The sequence below is a fragment of the Erythrobacter sp. JB1-15 genome (assembly GCF_057365035.1).
Window position 1 is genome coordinate 745,576 of sequence record NZ_CP200295.1, and the last position, 17,937, is coordinate 763,512.

The window sequence follows — 17,937 nt, forward strand, 5'->3', positions numbered from 1 at the left end:
CTAACACGATTTTAAGCTAGATCACCTTATGCAGCCGCGCAGCAAGAAAATGGATGATCCTGCAATGAATGCACCTTTTGATACAGCCTTAGCAACTGGCCCTAATGCAGCGGTGCAACCAGCACCTGATCACCAGATTGCCGTTATAGGACTAGGCTATATCGGGCTGCCAACTGCAGCCGTTTTAGCGAGCTATGGCTGGAATGTGTGCGGTGTCGATGTGTCTAGAGACGTGGTTGATACAGTGAATGCTGGAGGCGTGCATATTGAGGAACGCGATCTCGACCAGCTGGTCCATGACGCCATTGCGTCAGAAAAACTGATTGCCTCTACCGAAGTGCCCGCTGCGCATTTCTATATGATCGCGGTGCCGACGCCGCTCGCAAAAGATAACACACCCGATATCGGCTATGTCGAGGCGGCCGCCCGCGCAATTGCTCCCAAAATCCTCCCCGGCGCATGCGTAATCGTTGAAAGCACATCTCCGGTCGGAACGACAGAAAAAGTCGCAGAGATTATCGCGGAGCAACGCCCCGATTTGAACGTTCCGCGTTTCGGCCAAGCTGCTGATGCGCCAGCCGATATCGCGCTCGCTTATTGCCCTGAACGCGTGCTGCCAGGCAAAATCGTGCACGAACTGGTAGCCAATGACCGCGTAATCGGCGGCATCACCCCCGCCTGCGCTGAACGCGCCGCAGCGATGTATACAAGTTTCGTCAAAGGTGATTGCTTACAAACCAATGTGCGCATTGCCGAAACGGTCAAGTTGGTTGAAAATAGCTTTCGCGATGTGAACATTGCGTTTGCCAATGAACTGTCGATGATCGCCGATGAAATCGGCGTCGATGTCTGGGATGTTATCCGGCTCGCTAACCGGCATCCGAGAGTTAATATACTCCAGCCTGGTCCCGGGGTGGGGGGCATTGTATAGCGGTTGACCCCTGGTTCCTGGTGGCTTGCGCCCCTGCTGCCGCTAAGCTTGTGCGAACAGCGCGTGAAGTCAATGATTACAAGGCTTTGCACACTCAAAACCGCATCCGCTCGCTGCTGAAGGCAGCTCCGGGTGGGAAAGTCGCATTGCTGGGTCTCGCGTTTAAGCCTGACATAGATGATTTTCGCGAAAGCCCGGCACTCGAAATCGCCGAAAGCCTTGCTCCTGAATTAGGCGAGAAAATGCTGGTGGTTGAACCATTTGCGGAGACTTTACCGTCCGGGTTTGACGGCACAGGTGCCCGGCTGGTTGAACTTGACGAAGCCTTGGCCGAAGCCGAGGTCATCGTAATTCTCGTAGACCACACAGCTTTCAAACATCTGGTGCCAAGCGATCTTGCGGGCCGGATTGTTTTCGATACGCGCGGAATGCTTAAACGATGAGCAATGCTTCGCGGCGCCCGCGCATTCTGGTAACATTTGGTACGCGGCCTGAAGCCATAAAAATGTTCCCGGTTGTGGCCGCTCTCAAAGCCGCAGACCGGTTCGATGTGCGCGTGGCAGTGACTGCGCAGCATCGCGAGATGCTCGATCAGGTTCTTGAAATTGCAGATATTAAGCCGGATATCGATCTTGACCTGATGGAGCCGGGGCAAAGCCTTGATGCGCTCTCAGCGCGCATCGTCACTCGCTTTGGTGAAGCCCTTGATAGCGAAAAGCCGGATAGGGTTTTGGTGCACGGCGATACACTCACAACGATGATGGCAACGCTCGCCTGCTATTTTCGCCGCATTCCCGTTGGCCATGTCGAAGCAGGCCTTAGAAGCGGAGACATCTATTCGCCTTGGCCTGAAGAAGTGAACCGCAAAGTGACAGGCGCTGTGGCCGATCTGCATTTTGCCCCAACCACCAATGCCGCCGCTGCCTTGAGGGCAGAAAATGTGCCGGCCAGCTGCATCCATGTGACCGGCAACACGGTGATCGATGCGCTGCTTTCCGCGCGCGAGAAAATCGCGCAAAAGCCCGATCTTGCGCCTGAAGTGGCAAAGCTTGCCCAGCGTTTTGCGGGCAAGCGTATCGTCGCAGTAACAGCTCACCGGCGCGAGAATTTCGGACACGGAATGGAAGAGATTGCCGCTGCTCTTCGAGAACTTAGCGAACGAGATGATGTCGCAATCATCTATCCCATGCATCCCAATCCGAATGTCGTTAAGGTGATGCAGCCGGCGCTGGAAGGGCGCGAGAACATCGCTTTGATAGAACCGCTGGATTACCTTGGCTTTGTTGCGATGATGGAGGTTTGCGACCTGATGCTTACCGATTCTGGCGGCATCCAAGAGGAAGCCCCAAGTTTAGGCAAACCAGTCCTCGTGATGCGGGACACGACCGAGCGACCAGAGGGCGTAGAAGCAGGCACATCCATGCTGGTGGGCGCAGACAAAACGGCGATATTACACCATGCCCAGCGCCTGCTAGATGATCCGCATGCCTATAGTGCAATGGCTCAAGCACATAATCCATACGGGGACGGGACGGCCAGTGAGAAAATCGCTCAGATCATCGCAACTGGGCACGATTAAACCGCTGGGATCGTTATCCTAATTCTGAAGCTTATAGTACCGTAGCGCCGCCAAGAATGTCAGAGCGCTCATTCCCAAATCTGCAAGCCAATTGAGTTTAAGAGGCCCGAACAAAAGTTCGTCAAGCCCGTGCAATGACGTGATCCTAAGAGCCAATAATCCGATCATTCCAACGCCAGCCGCTAAGGCGAGCGCAACGGTTAAATCCAGACGGTTGCGGGCTTTGCGCGACCATTGATGAGCCGCTGCGAATGCGGTCAAAGCTCCAATCGCCGCCAACGCGGCTACGATCGCGGCCTGCCAATCGCGTCGTTCGTCATAGCTTTCATGCCCCTTCATCAGACTGCGAAGCTCGCCACGCACAAGCTCTTCCAAGTTTAGCAACCGCGCAAGCGCCAAGGCTACAAATAGGATCGCCAGAGCTATCCAAGCGCGGCGATGCCATAAAGGCGCCTTGGCTATTGGCGCGCAGCGGGATGCTGCGACGCAGCTGGCCAAGACGATGCCGTATAAACCACAGGCGAACAGACTTAAGAATGATGGTCCGCCTGCCACTCTGCCCCCTTTTATCTGGCCCCAAAACATCCCAGTGGCCGCGAAGTTTCTGGCTTTTGAACCGCTCAAGCTGCTTGCGCAAGAAAGCACCGGAACTTTCTGCCGATCAGCAACACCAAACCAAAAGGCGTTACAATTTTGAAATAGAGCGGCAACAACGCAACATCAGGCTGAGATCGGGCAAGATCGTATCATTCTGGCACGGATCCGTGTTGCGCGCCCAGTTTTGAGGCTCTAGGCAGGACACCGGGCGGGGAGGATTTCATGCGTGTTCGTTGCAAACAGATTGGGTTGACCTGCATGGCAGGACTCTGTCTGACTGCTTGCGCTTCGACGCCTGAACCCGTGATTGGGGCAGCGGCCTCTCAGCCGGTAAGCGCACTTGGACAGGAACGTTTTAGCTATTCGCGCTCCACGATTTACCTGATGCGCCCATCAGACAAGGTGTCCGTCAACGTTTTTCGCGAACCCGATTTCAGCATTGAGGATGTGCAGATCGGAGTTGAAGGCAATGTTTCTCTTCCATTGCTCGGATCAATCCCAGCCGCTGGTTTCACAGCCGCTCAGTTCGAAAAAGATGTCACGCAACGCCTCATTCAATCTGGCGTAAAAGCGCCTTTGGTGAACGTGAACATCACCGCTTATGCATCTCACCTAGTTACCGTAGAAGGAGCAGTCAGGCAGCCCGGCGTTTACGAATTTGTCCCAGGCTCCAGACTGTCGTCCGCCATTGCGCAAGCTCGCGGACCGGAACGGACAGCGAAAATCGATCAAGTTGCGGTTTTTCGAGAGACTTCGGAGGGGACCTTTGTCGCCAAGTTTGACTATGGGAAAATGCGCCAAGGATCGATGCTTGATCCGATCCTTGAACCTGGTGATCGTGTCGTCATGGGCACAGATGGCCTCTCGGTTTTCTGGCAGGACTTTTTAAGAGCCCTGCCGGCTTTCGGCATATTCGCCAACGCGACGTCATTGTGATGCTGTCATGAATGATAACACTTTGATCAAGCGCCCCGAGCATGGGAATGGCGGCATGTGGATCGAGACGTACCTGCCCGAACAGAAATTCGGACCGGACGAAGCGCCCAAACCATTTATCGACATCGCATCGATCCGCGGCATGATTTTTCGCCAGCGCTGGCTGGTTGCAGCTGTCCTGAGCGCCGCCTTATTAGGCGGATTGGTTCTGACTTTGCTGGCAACACCCATGTACGAGGCTGAAGCCACAGTGCGTGTTGAACCCTTCAGCAATTATATCTTGCCCGGTCAGGACATCGATGCGGGGATCGCTTCCAATCAAGTCTATGATTATCTGTCCACTCAGGTCGACATCATAAAAAGCCGAAAGCTGGCTATGAGTGTAGTGGAAAATCTGAACCTAGCAGAACGAAATGATTTGTTGGGTAAGGACACTGATGAAAGCCGCCCACCAAATCTGAGCGATGAACAATGGCTTGAAGAAAAGAAGAGCATCGCAGCTTCTATATTATCGGCTGGGGTCTATGCTGAAGTTCCAAATGATAGCTGGGTTCTTTCGATCGCTTACCAGGATGCCAACCCGGTACTCGCTGCAGAACTGGCCAATGGCTATGCTGATGCGTTTTCGAGCACCGACACGGAAGTCTCCGTAAGCAACAATCAATACGCTCAAGAAATCCTGAAGAAAGAAATTGGGAGCCTCAGGGAGAAGGTGAGAGAGGCGGAAAACGCGGTCAACACATATGCCCGCAACAGCGGGATCATCGTACAGCAATCCGCTCCGAGTGCAGATGGCTCAGGTGGCGGCGGAACAATGACGGGGTCAAATCTGGCCAGCATCAACGAACGCGTCTCAGCCGCGAGAGCAGCGCGTATCGAGGCGGAACAAAGATGGCGCTCGGTACAGAACCTGCCAGCCGCGCAATTGCCCGAAGTGCAACAAAGTCCGGTCCTTCAGGGTCTTGTGACGGAGAAGATCGCCAAGCAGACGCAGCTCATTGACCTGCGCCAGCGTTACAATGACAATTTCCCGCAGATTACAAATTTGGTCGCACAAATCAAAGCGCTTGAAACGCAGATTGAAGCATCAAGCGCGAATATCAAAGCCACCGTTCGCAATGATTTTATCGTAGCTCGCAATCAGGAAGAAGCACTCTCCAAGGAACTGGCATCGTTAACCGGGCAAACTTTGGCCGAACAGGACAGGCAGGTTCAATACGGCGTGCTTGAACGCGAGGCGCAAGCATTACGCAATCAATTGGGCGTATTGCTGGACAGGTTCAATCAGATCAGCAGCGCAGCCAATGTTGAAAGTGGATCGATAACACCTCTGGATGCAGCATTGGTGCCGGACACGCCGTATTCGCCAAGTCTTTTTCGCAATATGTCCTTTGCCCTGATATTCGGGCTTGCTCTTGCTGGCGGACTGGCGATCTTGCGTGAGACTTTTGACGATCGTATCCGCTCGCTTGACGAGGTGGAAAGCAAGATCGGTCTACCACTGATTGGCCACACACCGTTTGTCGCTGAACGCGACCTGGAATCCGAAGGCACTGACCGGTTTAGCGCATTGATGGAAGCCTATGCATCCATCCGTTCTACAATCGAATTTGCATTGCCCGGTGACAGCAATGTGATCCAGCTAACGAGCAGCCAAGCATCAGAAGGAAAATCCACAACGGCGGTTATCCTGGCCGAATTGTTCGCCAGCATGGGCCGCAAGACACTGCTGATTGATGGTGATTTAAGGCGCCCTTCAGTTGCCCAGTTATTGGATATTGATCGTCCCTCTTCTGGCCTGATCGAAGTGTTGCTGGGCAAGGCGGATTTGCAGTCTTCGGTCATTCGTGGGGTCCATGAAAACCTGGATATTCTGCCCGTCGGGGAGGTTCCACCAAATCCCACCGAGGTTTTGGCATCGCCGCAATTGCGCGAGTTTATTGAGATCAACCGTCACGAATATTCGTTGATTATCTTCGATTCCTGCCCGGTGATGGGGTTGGCTGATGCGCCCGTTTTGGCATCATTGGTGGATCGCACGATCTTTGTCCTCGAAGCCAATAAAGTGCAATTTGGCCAGACCAAGGCGGCGCTGCGCAGAATGCGCTATGCTGGTGCCAAAGTCATGGGAGTCATCCTCACAAAATATCGCGCTTTAGAGGCCGGACAAGCCTACGATTATCAATACGGTTATTACCAATACGGTCAGGATCGCACGTAATCAGACATTGCAGCGCAATGATCGTGTGATCGGCATGGATGTCATTTCACCAACACCCCCTCCTCCAAGACAGGTAACCTGCCTTGCAGCGTCAACGCATTATCCATCTGACAGGGGATTTTCCAGACCCCATCGAATTTTCGAAAACACGGGTGATCGAGAGTTTGGTTGACCTGACCTCAACGGGTTTTGACCATACCGTTTATTCGATCAATCGTACTTCAACCTCGCCTCTGAAAATAGCGCAGCAAATTACAGGGCAGGCAAAAATGGCCATTCGGTCGCAGCCATTTGGGTATGGCACCGCGATTGCCTACGAGGCGCCGGCAAAGGGATTGCTGCACAGGACGCGGTTGATCGAATTGGGTGATTGGCTGGCCGCGAAGATTATTCAAAGCAATCATGAGCCTAGATTGTTGCTTGGTCACAAGCTGACAATCGAAGGAATAGCGGTGCAGCACGCTGCAGAAAAGCTTGGGCTTCCCTATGCCATTACGATTCAAAGTCACACCGACGACAAAATTCTTCGAGCGCGGCCAGACTTGAAAGCAATTTTCGCGCAAATCTATCACAATGCCGCGATGGTGGTGGCATTCACGCCAATAGCGCGCGAGAAAATCGAGGCGAAACTGAGGCCACGAACGGGGCCAACACACATCATCCCTTGCCCCACCGATCTTGACACTCCGCTTGAGCCAAGGAAATCGGAAGCCAGCTTATTATCGGTTTTCCATCTCAAAAATCACGTCACGAAGAACTTGGCTAATATCGCTAGAGGCCTGAGCCTCGCGAATAAGAAGGGTGCGGATTTGACTCTCGAATTGGTTGGTAGTGGGGATACAAATGACATTCTGGCGTGCCAAAAAATAATAGGCGCAAGCTTGCCAGTGCGTCTTGCCGGCTCGCGAGATCGTGACGGAGTGCGCAAGCTCATGAACGAAGCGAAAGCGTTCGTGATGCCTTCCCTGAGCGAATCCTTCGGCCTTGTTTTCATCGAAGCTTTATATGCTGGCTTGCCCATCATTTACCCAGCCGGACATGCTTTGGATGGCTACTTTGACGGCTTGGATTTTGCGATACGCGTCAATCCCCGCGACCCAAACGAGATCGCAAAAGCGATGATTTTCGCAAGCGAAAATGAGATGAGGTTAAAGGAAAGTTTGGCACACTGGCAAAGAGGCGACCAAGCTCGGAAATTCTCTAGGCCCGTAATTTCGCGTGCCTACAGCCAAGCCTTGGATGATGCTTGCTCCAAAACGGATTAGCCATAGCCCTGCATCCATTGCCGCCGCGCGGTCCAAACTTTTTGCCACTTTTCGCAAGCCCGGACGTCGCTACCCCATATAGCTTTTATCGCCGAACCCGCTCGCCGATTGGCGATCCAACACCACAACAGCACTAGGCCAAACCGCCGCGAAACCGGCCCCCAGTGATCTTTGATCAATGTTGATTTCGCGCGCATCAACCGAATGATCTTGTCGTGGCTGACCTTTTCGGATGCTCCCACCAAATGCATGATTTGCGCATCAGGAGTTATCATAGGTCGATAGCCGAGGCGATGCGCTCTCAGGCACATGTCGGTTTCCTCACCATACATAAAATACTTGGTGTCAAACCCTTGGAGCTCGTTCCAAAGATCGCGTTCTATAAGGAAAAAGCACCCCACCACGATATCAACTTGCCGGACGGTGTCGCGCTGCCAATCGCCCATACTTTCAGGGTCGAAAAAAGGCGATTTTGCGAACAAGGTAGACAAACCGAAGGCCTGACAAAACAGGCTCCACGGCGTCATCTTCGCCCAGCAAGATGATGGGTTGAGCGAACCGTCAGGAAAAACTGTTCGTCCTCCGACGATACCAGCCCGAGGGTTTCCCTCCGCAAAACGCAACAGGTTTTCAATTGCGCCAGGATGCGTTTCTGTGTCCGGGTTAAGCAGCAAGACCCATTTAGTATCAACCAGTTCAACAGCGCGATTATTGGCTGCGGCAAAGCCAAGGTTTTCGTCATTGGCGATCAAGCGAACATGCGGGAACCGCTGAGCGATTGCGTCAGCAGAGCCATCGCTTGATGCATTGTCAAAGACGACAACATCGAGCTCAACTTCGCCAGCATTCCGAAGCAGCGTTTCAATCGCCTTCAGAGTCAGATCACGCGTGTTGTAGCTGACAATTATGACCGAAAGCTCAGCTGGCATTGCGAACCGCTATTCCAGCTTGGGGAATATCGCGTCGATTTGAATTCATCGCAATTGAAATGGCAATCGCCAAGAGCATAGTGAACCATGTTAAAATGCCGCCGAAAAATGCGACGGAGAAGCCGAGCAAAGCAAAGCTAAAAAGGGACGCCGCAAGCGAAACGCAAAGCTTGCGCTGCAATTCATCGCCGCTACGAGACTTGAGGCACAGCGACGTGATCGCAGCGACAACTACAATTCCCATGCCAATGGCAGGAAGTAATCCAAATCTCATGGCCAATAAGAGCCAGTGATTGTCGACGGATTCTGGCATCCAAGATGGCCTGTCAAAACCTGCATACCCAATCCCAAACCACGGATACCTCGAAACCGAGATGCTTCCATATTCCCAGATCAACTGCCTGAAATATCCAGTCTGAGGATTCAAAGTGAAGCGAATGATGACATTCACCAATCCGTTTTGGCTGCCTAGGTGCAGTAAGAGCAACACCACCCCGGTCACAGGTAGAATTATCTTCCAGGAAACGAAGGAAACAACGCGCTGAAACCAATCAACGACCAACAAACCGGCATTGATAAAAAGCAACAAGATCGGCGCGGAACTTGCCGAGAAGATCGACAATGCACTCGCACCGATGCCTACAAAAAGAGGCCAGCGCCTCAAACCTGAATAAAGGTAAAGGGGCAAGAAACTGGAGAGAAATAGGCCTGCGAGGATGGGGTGTGAGAACGGACCCGAAGCTCGTAAAATACCGAGGCGCCGCTCAAAAGAAGCGCTGTTTGCCACTCCCACTGCATCGCCGCCCTGATAGAGCGGCAGAGGGCCAAAAATACTGGCGAAGAATGGACGGATTAGCGAGCGTGCCGCCACTACCTCTGCAAGCATGCTAAGCCCTGCAAGCAAAAGACCTGGCGCAATCAGCACCAGCAAGCGCCTTAAATCATTGCCATCGCGGATAGCAACACGAGCAGCCAGATATGGCACGGCAATATCAAACGCGAGAATGCCCCCGCGCACCAGACCCGTCATCGGTCCATAATTGGCCATAAAGGCGATCACCATCCACAAGGCCGAAAACGCAAACAGCGCATCCCAAATTACAAACCTTCCCTGAGTTTTGGGCAGCTTCAAAAGGATCCACGGCAAGACGGCGAAAGCTGCGATGCGCGGCGGATAAAGCGTTTGATCGGCGATCGTTATCCGAATTTCAAATGGCAAGAGCGCCGAATATATAAGTATGGCTGCGGGAATAATCCGGGTCATCGCCTGCGCTACAGTGTCGGACCTGTTTGCATGTCCAGTCGGCGCTCGAGGCCGATGCCGGTTCATAGGTCGAATGGGAAAAGCCGGATTAGCCATATAGCGCACCATAGAATTGTGTGGAGCGCACGCAAACCTATTAGGCGCATTTAACAGCGCCGGTTCGCACGCCGTGCCTTTTCGCAATTCACTTTCCTACATGGATCCGAATCAGTATCAAATGTTCTCTTTTTGTTCGAACAGGAGTGAACATGTTCCAAGATCCATTCAAAGACACCGCCAATTCCCTCAGTTCTCCAGCAGCAGAATGTTTTGAGATTGAACCGCACAATTCAGCCGACCTGCCACGCGCAACCAAGGCTATTTATGTTGGCACGGGTGGCGATCTGGTTCTTCGCCCGATCGGTTCAGAAACTGATGTCACATTCGCGAATTTCCCTGGCGGAGCGATCTTGCCTGTGCGGGTACAGGCAATTCGCGTCAACGGAACGACAGCATCTGATATTATCGGGCTGATCTGATTATGGACATCAACTTTGATGTGATGTCGACTTGGTCACGGCCAAGCATGATTGGAGGGTTAGCCAATATTGAACCGCCCTCCATTGCGCCCAGTGCCGCTTGGGCGGGAACGGCTTCGAGCGGATTTGGAACCGTGCCCAGCGATCCGGCTCGCACAACCGCAAAGCCGATATTGCGCATGCTTACCGCGCCCAAGCTTACCGTCACCGACACGCTTGTGGTCGGCGCAATGGCTCTGGCTAACAATGCCGGAACTCTCATAGGAGGCATTGACAGAGTACGCTTCCGGTTTGAGGGAAATGTTATCGATGTCATCGAACCCACATTACAAACTTTCGTGCGTCACGATGGGTCAGCATACAGGCAGCTTGGCTATTGGGTAACACTAAGCAAGGAAGCGCTCAGCGGCATCGCTCAACTCTACATCGAAGCCATCCCAGCAGATGCAACCATGCAGAACCGAGTGATCGGCCCGTATTCGTATGTCTTGGCTGACACAGAATTCGAATATGAGGTAACAATCGATCTTTCTCAACCAAGCGTCGTTGGCGAAAACTATCACGATCTGCGTCGCGCTCTATCCTATTTGCGCAGCGTGAACGCAACGACTGGGCGCGTCTTAGGCAAAGGCCCCGCGCTCGATCTGAGCGGCTATCTCAATAACTACGACTTTGAACCCGATGGACGCATCGTCATCGAATGGGATGAGCCGGTCACCGTTTCAAAAACGCTCGAGGATGCGGGCACGTTTATTTCGCGGATCGGCGGGCTGCACTGGCGCGGGTCCAACATTACGTTCGATATGCGCTATTTGGTCGCATTTGGGGAAGGTCAGGCCAAACCCAGCCGCTTTTCGACGGAGTGCGATTCACCGATACGGGCGGGTTTGATGACCCCACGTTGTTCCGCGGACCGAAAACTGTCCAATATTTGTTTGAGAGTATTGGCGAAGATGGCGCATGGCTGACTGATTGTTCGTTTGACTTCCTGCTTGACGCGGGCATGCGCGGGATTGAATTGGTGCGTGGCTGCATTTTCGAAAACGTCGCCAACGATCTGTTCAGTCGCGCGCATTGTGTTGCAAGCAATATCGTCAAAGTCCACGACAGCAGGTCATTCTCGAGCGAAATTGCCTCACTGACTGTCACCGGCCCTACTGGTGCTACATTGTCTTTGTCAGGCGCGAATGATGTCAATACTCGGACTTTCACGGCCAAGGAAAATGGCACCACAGTCGGATCATTCAGCGTCGGCAAATCCGGTTCGGATCGTACAAACGGCACATTCACTGTCCAAGCGGTAGCCGACTGGATCAATGGCATTTCCGGCTGGTCTGCCGCAGTTCTTGATGACACTCGCAGAGCCACAGCGCTAAGCTTGGCTAATTCGTCTGGTGGCTCGTTTGGCGATACAAATGTTGAAGGCGGGCTGACGCTCGTGACCCAGTTTGATCTTCATGCTGATTGGTATCAAGGCAACACCACCAACTCGACCCGTGAGAATGTCTTGGTCTATGGCAACAGAAGCTGGGATTTGTTCGGCCAGACCATTTTCTTGACTGAGAATGGCAGTCATCAGGACTTCGCGATCGTCAACAATGCCTGGCATCAAAGCGTCGATACAGACGGTGTGTCGCAGTTGGATGGCACGCACAGCCATCTGATTTTTGCTCACAATTCAATGCCCAACCAAGGCTTGACGGTGAGAGCGAATTTCGCCGCCGACAGCTATCTTTTGATGAGTCATAATGTGCTTGAAAGCGGTGGATCGGAGAGCGGATCAAGCTTTGCAGGCACGGTCACCTCGAGCCACTACGCCGCAGGCGGAACGGCATTCTCGGTTGAAACCAATGCTACGATTGGCGGAACAATGGAGACATTGTTCAACAATGCCGCCAATGGCAATTTTGCCCCGCAGGGCCAACTCGTGACCCAATCAAAGCCGCCCATTTTCGGCTTTGATCTGTTTGGCAAAAAACGCATCGGGCTAGCCGCAGTTGGCGCGATCAAATAGCGAAGTCAGCGCGTGATGGTTGGTGCCTCGACAAACCATCACGCGCATCCTTTGCCTTGTTACAGAGACCCACAGCCGGAGATTGCCGACATTTAAGTCGCAGAGAATTTGCGGATTGCCTTCTAGTGCGGCAAACCGCCTAGTATGGGTGTCAAACGAAACACTGCATACAATTTGGGCGGGACGTTTGCACCCGCCTTGCTAATGCTGATCAGCGTTCCTCTCTATCTCGGCTGGGTTGGAGATGTACGGTACGGCCTTCTTGCAATTGTGTGGCTGCTGACAGGATATTTCGGCTTTTTCGATTTTGGTCTGGGTCAGGCAACTGCTTACAAAGCCGCTCGTTCGACAAATGACGATGATAGCCAAACTGAGCGGATTTTGTGGACTGCTATCGTCCTCAATCTAGGCTTTGGCCTTGCTGGTGGCGCCCTCGTCTACGGGCTCGCTCCAGTGCTGTTCGAGCATATTTTCAACACCCCAGATGATCTATTGGCAGAGCTTGAGACGACTTATATCTGGATCGCGCTCGCTATACCGATCACAACTTTGGAAGGCGTGTTTGCCGGAACCCTTATGGGAAAAGGCAAATTCTTGGCTCTCAATATCAGAGCCCTATTTGGCGCGGTTCTGGTCCAGTTTCTTCCATTGGCCGCAGTGATCTGGATATCACCAACGCTTGATGTCGCTGTTCCCGCTACCGTTGCCGCCAGAGCCTTGGGGTTAAGCATTTTTGCGGCAATGGCCTTTCGCGCCATGGACGCCACGCTTATTCCGCGGCTGGGTGACGCTAACTTGTTTAAAGAGATGCTGGGTTATGGCGGCTGGGTCACTTTGGGCAAATCGATCCTTCAATTTGTCGGCAATCTGGATCGTTTCGTGATTGCGGCGCTGCTCACGCCTATCGCCGTCACATATTATGCAATTCCCTTTCAGCTCATTTCGCGAGGCGGGCAGATCCCCCGCGCGCTTGCCAGTGCTATGTTTCCCGATTTTGCCAAACGCAGCGCGCCACAGGCTCGGGATCTTGCTGTTCGGGCAATTCGGGCGAATCTAGCCGTGATGACTATCGTTTGTCTGTTGGCGATTGTCTTGTTCCGGCCATTTCTCTCGCTCTGGATCAGTGCTGATTTTGCAGCAGAAGCAGGGCTTGCAGCCAGCCTCGTCACGCTTTCCTTGTGGGTCAATGCGATCGCAATAGTGGCGATTATGCTGCTAGAGGCACAAGGGCGGCCCAAAGCCACCTTTATCGTGAGCGCATGGCAAGCACCGCCTTACGCGGTTCTGGTGGTGATCGGGGCGCTTTTGGGCGGAATTGTTGGTGTTGCGCTGGCACGCAATGCCCGCTCTGTTCTGGATGCGGCCCTGCTTTGCGGGTTCGGCAAATTGCTGAGTGATGTGCTGCCAATTGCCTGGCTTCCTGGGTTCGCCCTGATTGCCGCCGTTATCTGGAATGCCCTCATGCTGGATCCGTTGACCTTGTGGGCTGGTAATGGACTTTTGTTTGTGAGTTGCCTTGTGATTGCCCATCGCCTGTTCCCTGAGGGTTTGCGGATGATTTTCGACAGCCTCCAGGCCACGTTTTCCAAGCCCGCCAAAAGGCAAGAACAATGAGCCGCACCCAATTCAACATTCTGGCCGAGGACGTCAAACGGCCAATTCGCAAGATGGCGCACGCACTGGGGATTAAGCGCCAGCTTTCCAATGAAGAACTGGTCGCCAAACATGGCCCTGTGGTGGAGTATGAAGGAAACCTGTTCGATATTCATCATCCGCGCTGCAATGCGCTGATCGGCGGCTCCATTCTCAAAAACTCCTATGAAAGGATGGAAATCGAGATGATCCGCGATCTTATCAGCAAAGATGATCGCGTTATCGAATTGGGCGCTTGCATGGGGGTCACATCGCTCATCCTTTACGATTTGGTCAGTCGCGAACAGCATATTGTGATTGAGGCAGACCGCCGAAACCTTGCGATGGCCAAGCATATGTTTGACCTGAACGGCAAAGATGTGCGCACCCAGTTTGGTACTTTGGCGGCTGGTGATAACATTGAGCGGGAAATACAATTTTCGTCCAACGCAAATGCCAGTTCTTCGTCCATGTATGACCGAGATGGCGGCGAAATTGTTGAGGCTGTCCCATGCCTCCAATTCGAAGATGTTATCGCACAAGAGCAAGCCACCGCTATTGTGCTCGATATTGAAGGCGGGGAATATGACCTTTTCACACAGGCCACGTCGTTTGGCTTATTACGAAAGCTGATCCTGGAGGCGCACCCTGCGATTTTGGGAGACGCAAAAATGGCAGAAATGATGGCTGTCTTTGATCGAGAAGGGTTCAAAGCCCACTTCAATATCGACGATCAGTTCCTCGTTTTGACCCGCTAAGCCTGGCCAAAATGACCGATATCATTGTCTATACCTGCATCACAGGCGGCTACGACAAAGAACTGATGCAAGCGCCAAGCGAGGCCGGCATTTCCTTTGTGTGTTTTACAGATCAGCCGGCCAAAATTCACTCAAGCGGCTGGGATGTCCGTCCCTTGCAAAATCCGCCAGCCTTGACTCGCGGCCACGACATCAATCGGTTCCACAAATTCTTCGCTCACCACCTTTTCCCCACTGCCCGGTGGTCGATCTATATGGATGGCAACATCCGTTTTGACGGACAATTTAGGGATCTAGTGGGGCAGATTAGGTCAAAAAGCGCCGATATTGGGGCTTTTTGGCACCCGCACGGACATTCGCTTTCAAAAGAGGCGGAGATCTGTGCCCTAAGCAAATTCGATAGCTGGGATTTTGCACGGGTTGAAAAGCAATTGGCGACCTATGCAAGCGACGGGATCGATCTCAATGCTCCCATTCCCGCATGCTACGTTCTGGTCCGGGATCACAAAGCAACCAGGCTGGCCGCGGCGATGAGTTTGTGGTGGTCGCAAATCTTTGAATACACGAAACGCGATCAAATGAGCTTTTCATGGGTCTTGCGTAAGACGCAGCTGAAATTTCAATCACTTGATGGCAACAACGGTATCGATCCGGCCCGCATTGACCGCGTTGCGCATCAGCGGTGCTCGTTCTGGAAACGCGCCATCACCAAGGCCAAACGCGCGCTTGCCTCACGCGACTAGCCCATTTCGTATCCGGCCAAACGGGCAAGTTCACGCGAATCGGCCAGTTTATGGTCGTCGCGGGTTTTGATATGTCGCCTGCGCCAACGCGCTCGTAGCAAGGGTAAGGGGTTTTTGGAAAGCGAGCATACAGTGGTGTGGATTGGCAGGTTCGCGCGCCATTTATCGCGCGCATACCGATAGGCATCCGCATAACCCCCGCCCAGAGAGTCCCACGGCCGATTGTTGTGCACCACGGGTATTTCAATTGCGAAAGCGCCGCGCCCCATGGCCCGCGCGCTTTGCACCAAATCGGTACCGTAGAGGTGAAAGTGCGGGAGCGCTTCATCAAATACAAATTGATCTGTTCGCCTGAGGATCAAAAGCAATTCGTCCAAAGAGCCCACGCGTTGAGGGGCAAAACCAGGAACGCCCAATTCGCGCTTCATATTGGCATCCCAAACGCGTCCCACATGGCGGCCATCATCGCACACCCCGTAAGGGCCTGCGACCATCCAACTTGGCTGACTTTCTGTAAGAGCGTTCAGCGCAGCAATTGCCTGATCCAGCCAACCGGCTGGCAAATAGACATCCTGATGCACCAAGACACAGATTGGCCGGTCTGTTTGCATCAGCCCTTGATTATACGCCTCCGGCATTGATGGGGCGTGCTTGATAACTGTCAGCGGCAAGCGGCCCTCAACGATATCAGGCGAACGCGCTAAGCAATCGCGCAAGATTGCCTCGTCATTGACAGCAGCAATCGCGCAAAAATCATCAGCACAAAGATCAGTCATCACGCTTGGCTCTAATCAAATATTGGAGAGTAAAGAATGATGATGCAGCGCCGATTGTCATCGCGTTTATCAAACGATGTTTGCGATTGGTAATGGCTGTGCCGATCAATTTATCGACAGCAAACCCGTCGGGCTCCATCAATTTTTTGGCTGTATCTTGAACGAAAAAGCGCAGGTGAGTGCGATCAAGCAGTCCTGTTTCGGCGTAGGTCCATTCATTCTTTAGCAGCAAAGGCCCAAGTGCAGATACGTGGCGAATATTGGGCACGCTGGCGATCAAAACACCTTCCGCAGAAAGATACCGAGAAGCCAATTGCACCAGCCCCCAAGGGTTCATCAAATGTTCCAACACATCGCAAAACAAGATTGCATCTAGCGGTGCCACGCTTTCAAGAAAGGCCTCTACAGCGTCATGGTCATCAAGGTTGGCCGACGATGCGAAATCAAGTCCTCCGCGATGTTCATCTGCCACGGCATCGATAACACCGATTTCTTGGGCAAGTCCGATCTCCTTCAGGTGGCGCGCTGTTGCGCCCGTTCCTCCGCCCACATCCAGCAATCGAACTACCCGAGGAACCAGCGGGACGATATCGGTGCGAACCTGCGAATGATATTCGATGCCCATGCCTCAGACCGGCTGATTTTTGCGCATAAGAGGTTTCCACCAGTGCTCATTATCCAAATACCAGCGCAACGTTTGCCGCAGCCCCTCGGAAAAACCAAGGCGCGCTTGATAGCCCAATTCCTGCGACGCCTTGGCATCGTCGATTGCATAGCGCCGATCATGGCCTGCGCGATCCGTGACGTGAGTTTTCAGACTTTCACTCTTTTCACCTTTAGCAGCAGGCGCATCGGGATAGCGGCTGGCCAAGCCTTCAATGTCTTCAAACGCCTGATCGACCTCGGCGCAGATTGATTGGATGACGTGCATGTTCGGCAACTCGGCTCCGCCGCCAATATTGTACGTTTCACCCGCTTTGCCGTGGGAAAGGCACGCTTCAATGCCGCGGCAATGGTCAGCCACATGCAACCAATCGCGCACATTCAAGCCATCGCCGTAAATCGGAAGCGGTTTGCCAGTTAACGCGTTCAAAAAGAACAGCGGGATCAATTTTTCAGGATACTGAAAGGGTCCATAATTGTTTGAACAATTGCTGGTTGTCACGTCCAATCCAAAGGTGTGGTGATATGACCGGACGAGATGATCTGAAGCGGCCTTTGACGCCGAATAGGGCGAATTGGGTGCATAGGGAGTGCTTTCATGAAAGGCCGGATCATCAGGCCCCAGAGAGCCAAAAACTTCGTCTGTCGAGATATGATGGAAACGGTGCGGCTGGCCCGATCCGCTATCCAGCCAAACCCTCCGGGCGGCTTTTAAAAGGCTATGCGTTCCGATGATATTGGTATCAATAAAAGCATCGGGTCCGATGATTGATCGATCAACATGGCTTTCAGCTGCAAAATGGACAATCGTGTCGATTGATCGGTCTTGGAGCAGACGTTCAACCAGCGATGTGTCGCAGATATCGCCTTCGACCAATTCTACACATTCCGCACCCGCTAAAGTCGAACGGTTGCCAGCATAGGTCAGCGCATCCAAAACAGTGATTTCATTGTCAGGATGGGACGCGGCCCGGTGGTGCACGAAATTGCCGCCAATAAAGCCGGCACCGCCGGTTATGAGCAATTTGGTCAAAGTGGTTTGTTCCCGCACTGATCAGCGCCGCTCATCATAGCGTCTCCTCCCGTCTTCGCATCGCAGCAAGCAAACCTG

At 53.1% G+C, this 17,937-nt stretch carries 16 protein-coding genes and 1 pseudogene; 11 read left to right on the forward strand and 6 right to left on the reverse strand.

Going from position 1 to position 17,937, the window contains the following annotated elements; all coding sequences use genetic code 11:
* Nucleotides 1-64: 64 nt before the first annotated feature.
* Both wecC and wecB read left to right on the forward strand, forming a co-directional pair.
* A pseudogene (gene wecC, locus AC0V6L_RS03550) lies at nt 65-1,374 on the forward strand (UDP-N-acetyl-D-mannosamine dehydrogenase).
* Nucleotides 1,371-2,510, forward strand: a complete 1,140-nt coding sequence (gene wecB, locus AC0V6L_RS03555; RefSeq protein WP_486153033.1) for a non-hydrolyzing UDP-N-acetylglucosamine 2-epimerase — start codon at nt 1,371-1,373, stop codon at nt 2,508-2,510. Before wecC ends, wecB begins: the two are co-directional and overlap by 4 nt.
* Nucleotides 2,511-2,528: 18 nt before the next feature.
* Here the strand turns inward: wecB and AC0V6L_RS03560 are convergent, their stop codons facing one another.
* A complete protein-coding gene (locus AC0V6L_RS03560; protein WP_486153034.1) occupies nt 2,529-2,873 on the reverse strand; it encodes a hypothetical protein in 345 nt (114 codons plus the stop codon).
* 492 nt (nt 2,874-3,365) lie between these two features.
* Between AC0V6L_RS03560 and AC0V6L_RS03565 the strand changes: the two genes are divergently transcribed.
* From AC0V6L_RS03565 to AC0V6L_RS03575, 3 genes are all read left to right on the forward strand, one after another.
* Nucleotides 3,366-4,043 carry a polysaccharide biosynthesis/export family protein gene (locus tag AC0V6L_RS03565; RefSeq protein ID WP_486155039.1) on the forward strand — a complete coding sequence of 226 codons (678 nt, stop codon included), beginning with the start codon at nt 3,366-3,368 and terminating at the stop codon, nt 4,041-4,043.
* A gap of 7 nt (nt 4,044-4,050) precedes the next feature.
* Complete coding sequence (locus AC0V6L_RS03570) at nt 4,051-6,264, forward strand: GumC family protein (RefSeq protein WP_486153035.1); 2,214 nt, start codon at nt 4,051-4,053, stop codon at nt 6,262-6,264.
* A gap of 83 nt (nt 6,265-6,347) precedes the next feature.
* The gene (locus AC0V6L_RS03575; RefSeq protein ID WP_486153036.1) at nt 6,348-7,529 is read left to right on the forward strand and encodes a glycosyltransferase family 4 protein; all 1,182 of its coding nucleotides are present in this window, start codon (nt 6,348-6,350) and stop codon (nt 7,527-7,529) included.
* Here the strand turns inward: AC0V6L_RS03575 and AC0V6L_RS03580 are convergent.
* Both AC0V6L_RS03580 and AC0V6L_RS03585 read right to left on the reverse strand, forming a co-directional pair.
* The gene (locus AC0V6L_RS03580) at nt 7,526-8,458 is read right to left on the reverse strand and encodes a glycosyltransferase family 2 protein (protein ID WP_486153037.1); all 933 of its coding nucleotides are present in this window, start codon (nt 8,456-8,458) and stop codon (nt 7,526-7,528) included. The genes AC0V6L_RS03575 and AC0V6L_RS03580 overlap by 4 nt on opposite strands.
* A complete protein-coding gene (locus AC0V6L_RS03585) occupies nt 8,448-9,722 on the reverse strand; it encodes a hypothetical protein (protein ID WP_486153038.1) in 1,275 nt (424 codons plus the stop codon). The genes AC0V6L_RS03580 and AC0V6L_RS03585 overlap by 11 nt, the downstream gene beginning before the upstream one ends.
* 248 nt (nt 9,723-9,970) lie before the next feature.
* Here AC0V6L_RS03585 and AC0V6L_RS03590 point away from each other — a divergent pair, with 248 nt between their 5' ends.
* From AC0V6L_RS03590 to AC0V6L_RS03615, 6 genes are all read left to right on the forward strand, one after another.
* The gene (locus tag AC0V6L_RS03590; protein ID WP_486148278.1) at nt 9,971-10,240 is read left to right on the forward strand and encodes a spike base protein, RCAP_Rcc01079 family; all 270 of its coding nucleotides are present in this window, start codon (nt 9,971-9,973) and stop codon (nt 10,238-10,240) included.
* Nucleotides 10,241-10,242: 2 nt separating this feature from the next.
* Entirely contained in the window at nt 10,243-11,208 is a 966-nt protein-coding gene (locus tag AC0V6L_RS03595; protein ID WP_486153039.1) for a hypothetical protein, read from the forward strand.
* On the forward strand, nt 11,172-12,254 hold the full coding sequence (locus AC0V6L_RS03600; RefSeq protein WP_486153040.1) for a hypothetical protein: 1,083 nt from the start codon (nt 11,172-11,174) through the stop codon (nt 12,252-12,254). The genes AC0V6L_RS03595 and AC0V6L_RS03600 overlap by 37 nt, the downstream gene beginning before the upstream one ends.
* Before the next feature lie 144 nt (nt 12,255-12,398).
* Complete coding sequence (locus AC0V6L_RS03605; protein WP_486153041.1) at nt 12,399-13,868, forward strand: oligosaccharide flippase family protein; 1,470 nt, start codon at nt 12,399-12,401, stop codon at nt 13,866-13,868.
* On the forward strand, nt 13,865-14,644 hold the full coding sequence (locus AC0V6L_RS03610) for an FkbM family methyltransferase (RefSeq protein ID WP_486153042.1): 780 nt from the start codon (nt 13,865-13,867) through the stop codon (nt 14,642-14,644). The genes AC0V6L_RS03605 and AC0V6L_RS03610 overlap by 4 nt, the downstream gene beginning before the upstream one ends.
* An 11-nt stretch (nt 14,645-14,655) precedes the next feature.
* Nucleotides 14,656-15,387, forward strand: a complete 732-nt coding sequence (locus AC0V6L_RS03615) for a glycosyltransferase domain-containing protein (protein WP_486153043.1) — start codon at nt 14,656-14,658, stop codon at nt 15,385-15,387.
* On the opposite strand, the gene AC0V6L_RS03620 is transcribed toward AC0V6L_RS03615, so the two are convergent.
* The 3 genes from AC0V6L_RS03620 to rfbB are packed head-to-tail and all read right to left on the reverse strand — an operon-like array spanning nt 15,384 to nt 17,859.
* Complete coding sequence (locus tag AC0V6L_RS03620) at nt 15,384-16,163, reverse strand: hypothetical protein (protein ID WP_486153044.1); 780 nt, start codon at nt 16,161-16,163, stop codon at nt 15,384-15,386. The two genes, AC0V6L_RS03615 and AC0V6L_RS03620, sit on opposite strands and share 4 nt — an antisense overlap.
* On the reverse strand, nt 16,156-16,788 hold the full coding sequence (locus tag AC0V6L_RS03625; protein ID WP_486153045.1) for a methyltransferase domain-containing protein: 633 nt from the start codon (nt 16,786-16,788) through the stop codon (nt 16,156-16,158). Before AC0V6L_RS03625 ends, AC0V6L_RS03620 begins: the two co-directional genes overlap by 8 nt.
* Before the next feature lie 3 nt (nt 16,789-16,791).
* Complete coding sequence (rfbB, locus tag AC0V6L_RS03630; RefSeq protein ID WP_486155040.1) at nt 16,792-17,859, reverse strand: dTDP-glucose 4,6-dehydratase; 1,068 nt, start codon at nt 17,857-17,859, stop codon at nt 16,792-16,794.
* Nucleotides 17,860-17,937 lie beyond the last annotated feature (78 nt).

Excerpts from the sequence above, each read along its gene's own strand:
- wecB (WP_486153033.1), top strand. The coding sequence starts at position 1,371 with ATGAGCAATGCTTCGCGGCGCCCGCGCATTCTGGTAACATTTGGTACG.
- AC0V6L_RS03565 (WP_486155039.1), top strand. The coding sequence starts at position 3,366 with ATGGCAGGACTCTGTCTGACTGCTTGCGCTTCGACGCCTGAACCCGTG.
- AC0V6L_RS03570 (WP_486153035.1), top strand. The coding sequence starts at position 4,051 with ATGAATGATAACACTTTGATCAAGCGCCCCGAGCATGGGAATGGCGGC.
- AC0V6L_RS03580 (WP_486153037.1), bottom strand. The coding sequence starts at position 8,458 with ATGCCAGCTGAGCTTTCGGTCATAATTGTCAGCTACAACACGCGTGAT.
- AC0V6L_RS03585 (WP_486153038.1), bottom strand. The coding sequence starts at position 9,722 with ATGACCCGGATTATTCCCGCAGCCATACTTATATATTCGGCGCTCTTG.
- AC0V6L_RS03590 (WP_486148278.1), top strand. The coding sequence starts at position 9,971 with ATGTTCCAAGATCCATTCAAAGACACCGCCAATTCCCTCAGTTCTCCA.
- AC0V6L_RS03595 (WP_486153039.1), top strand. The coding sequence starts at position 10,243 with ATGGACATCAACTTTGATGTGATGTCGACTTGGTCACGGCCAAGCATG.
- AC0V6L_RS03605 (WP_486153041.1), top strand. The coding sequence starts at position 12,399 with ATGGGTGTCAAACGAAACACTGCATACAATTTGGGCGGGACGTTTGCA.
- AC0V6L_RS03610 (WP_486153042.1), top strand. The coding sequence starts at position 13,865 with ATGAGCCGCACCCAATTCAACATTCTGGCCGAGGACGTCAAACGGCCA.
- AC0V6L_RS03615 (WP_486153043.1), top strand. The coding sequence starts at position 14,656 with ATGACCGATATCATTGTCTATACCTGCATCACAGGCGGCTACGACAAA.
- AC0V6L_RS03620 (WP_486153044.1), bottom strand. The coding sequence starts at position 16,163 with ATGACTGATCTTTGTGCTGATGATTTTTGCGCGATTGCTGCTGTCAAT.
- AC0V6L_RS03625 (WP_486153045.1), bottom strand. The coding sequence starts at position 16,788 with ATGGGCATCGAATATCATTCGCAGGTTCGCACCGATATCGTCCCGCTG.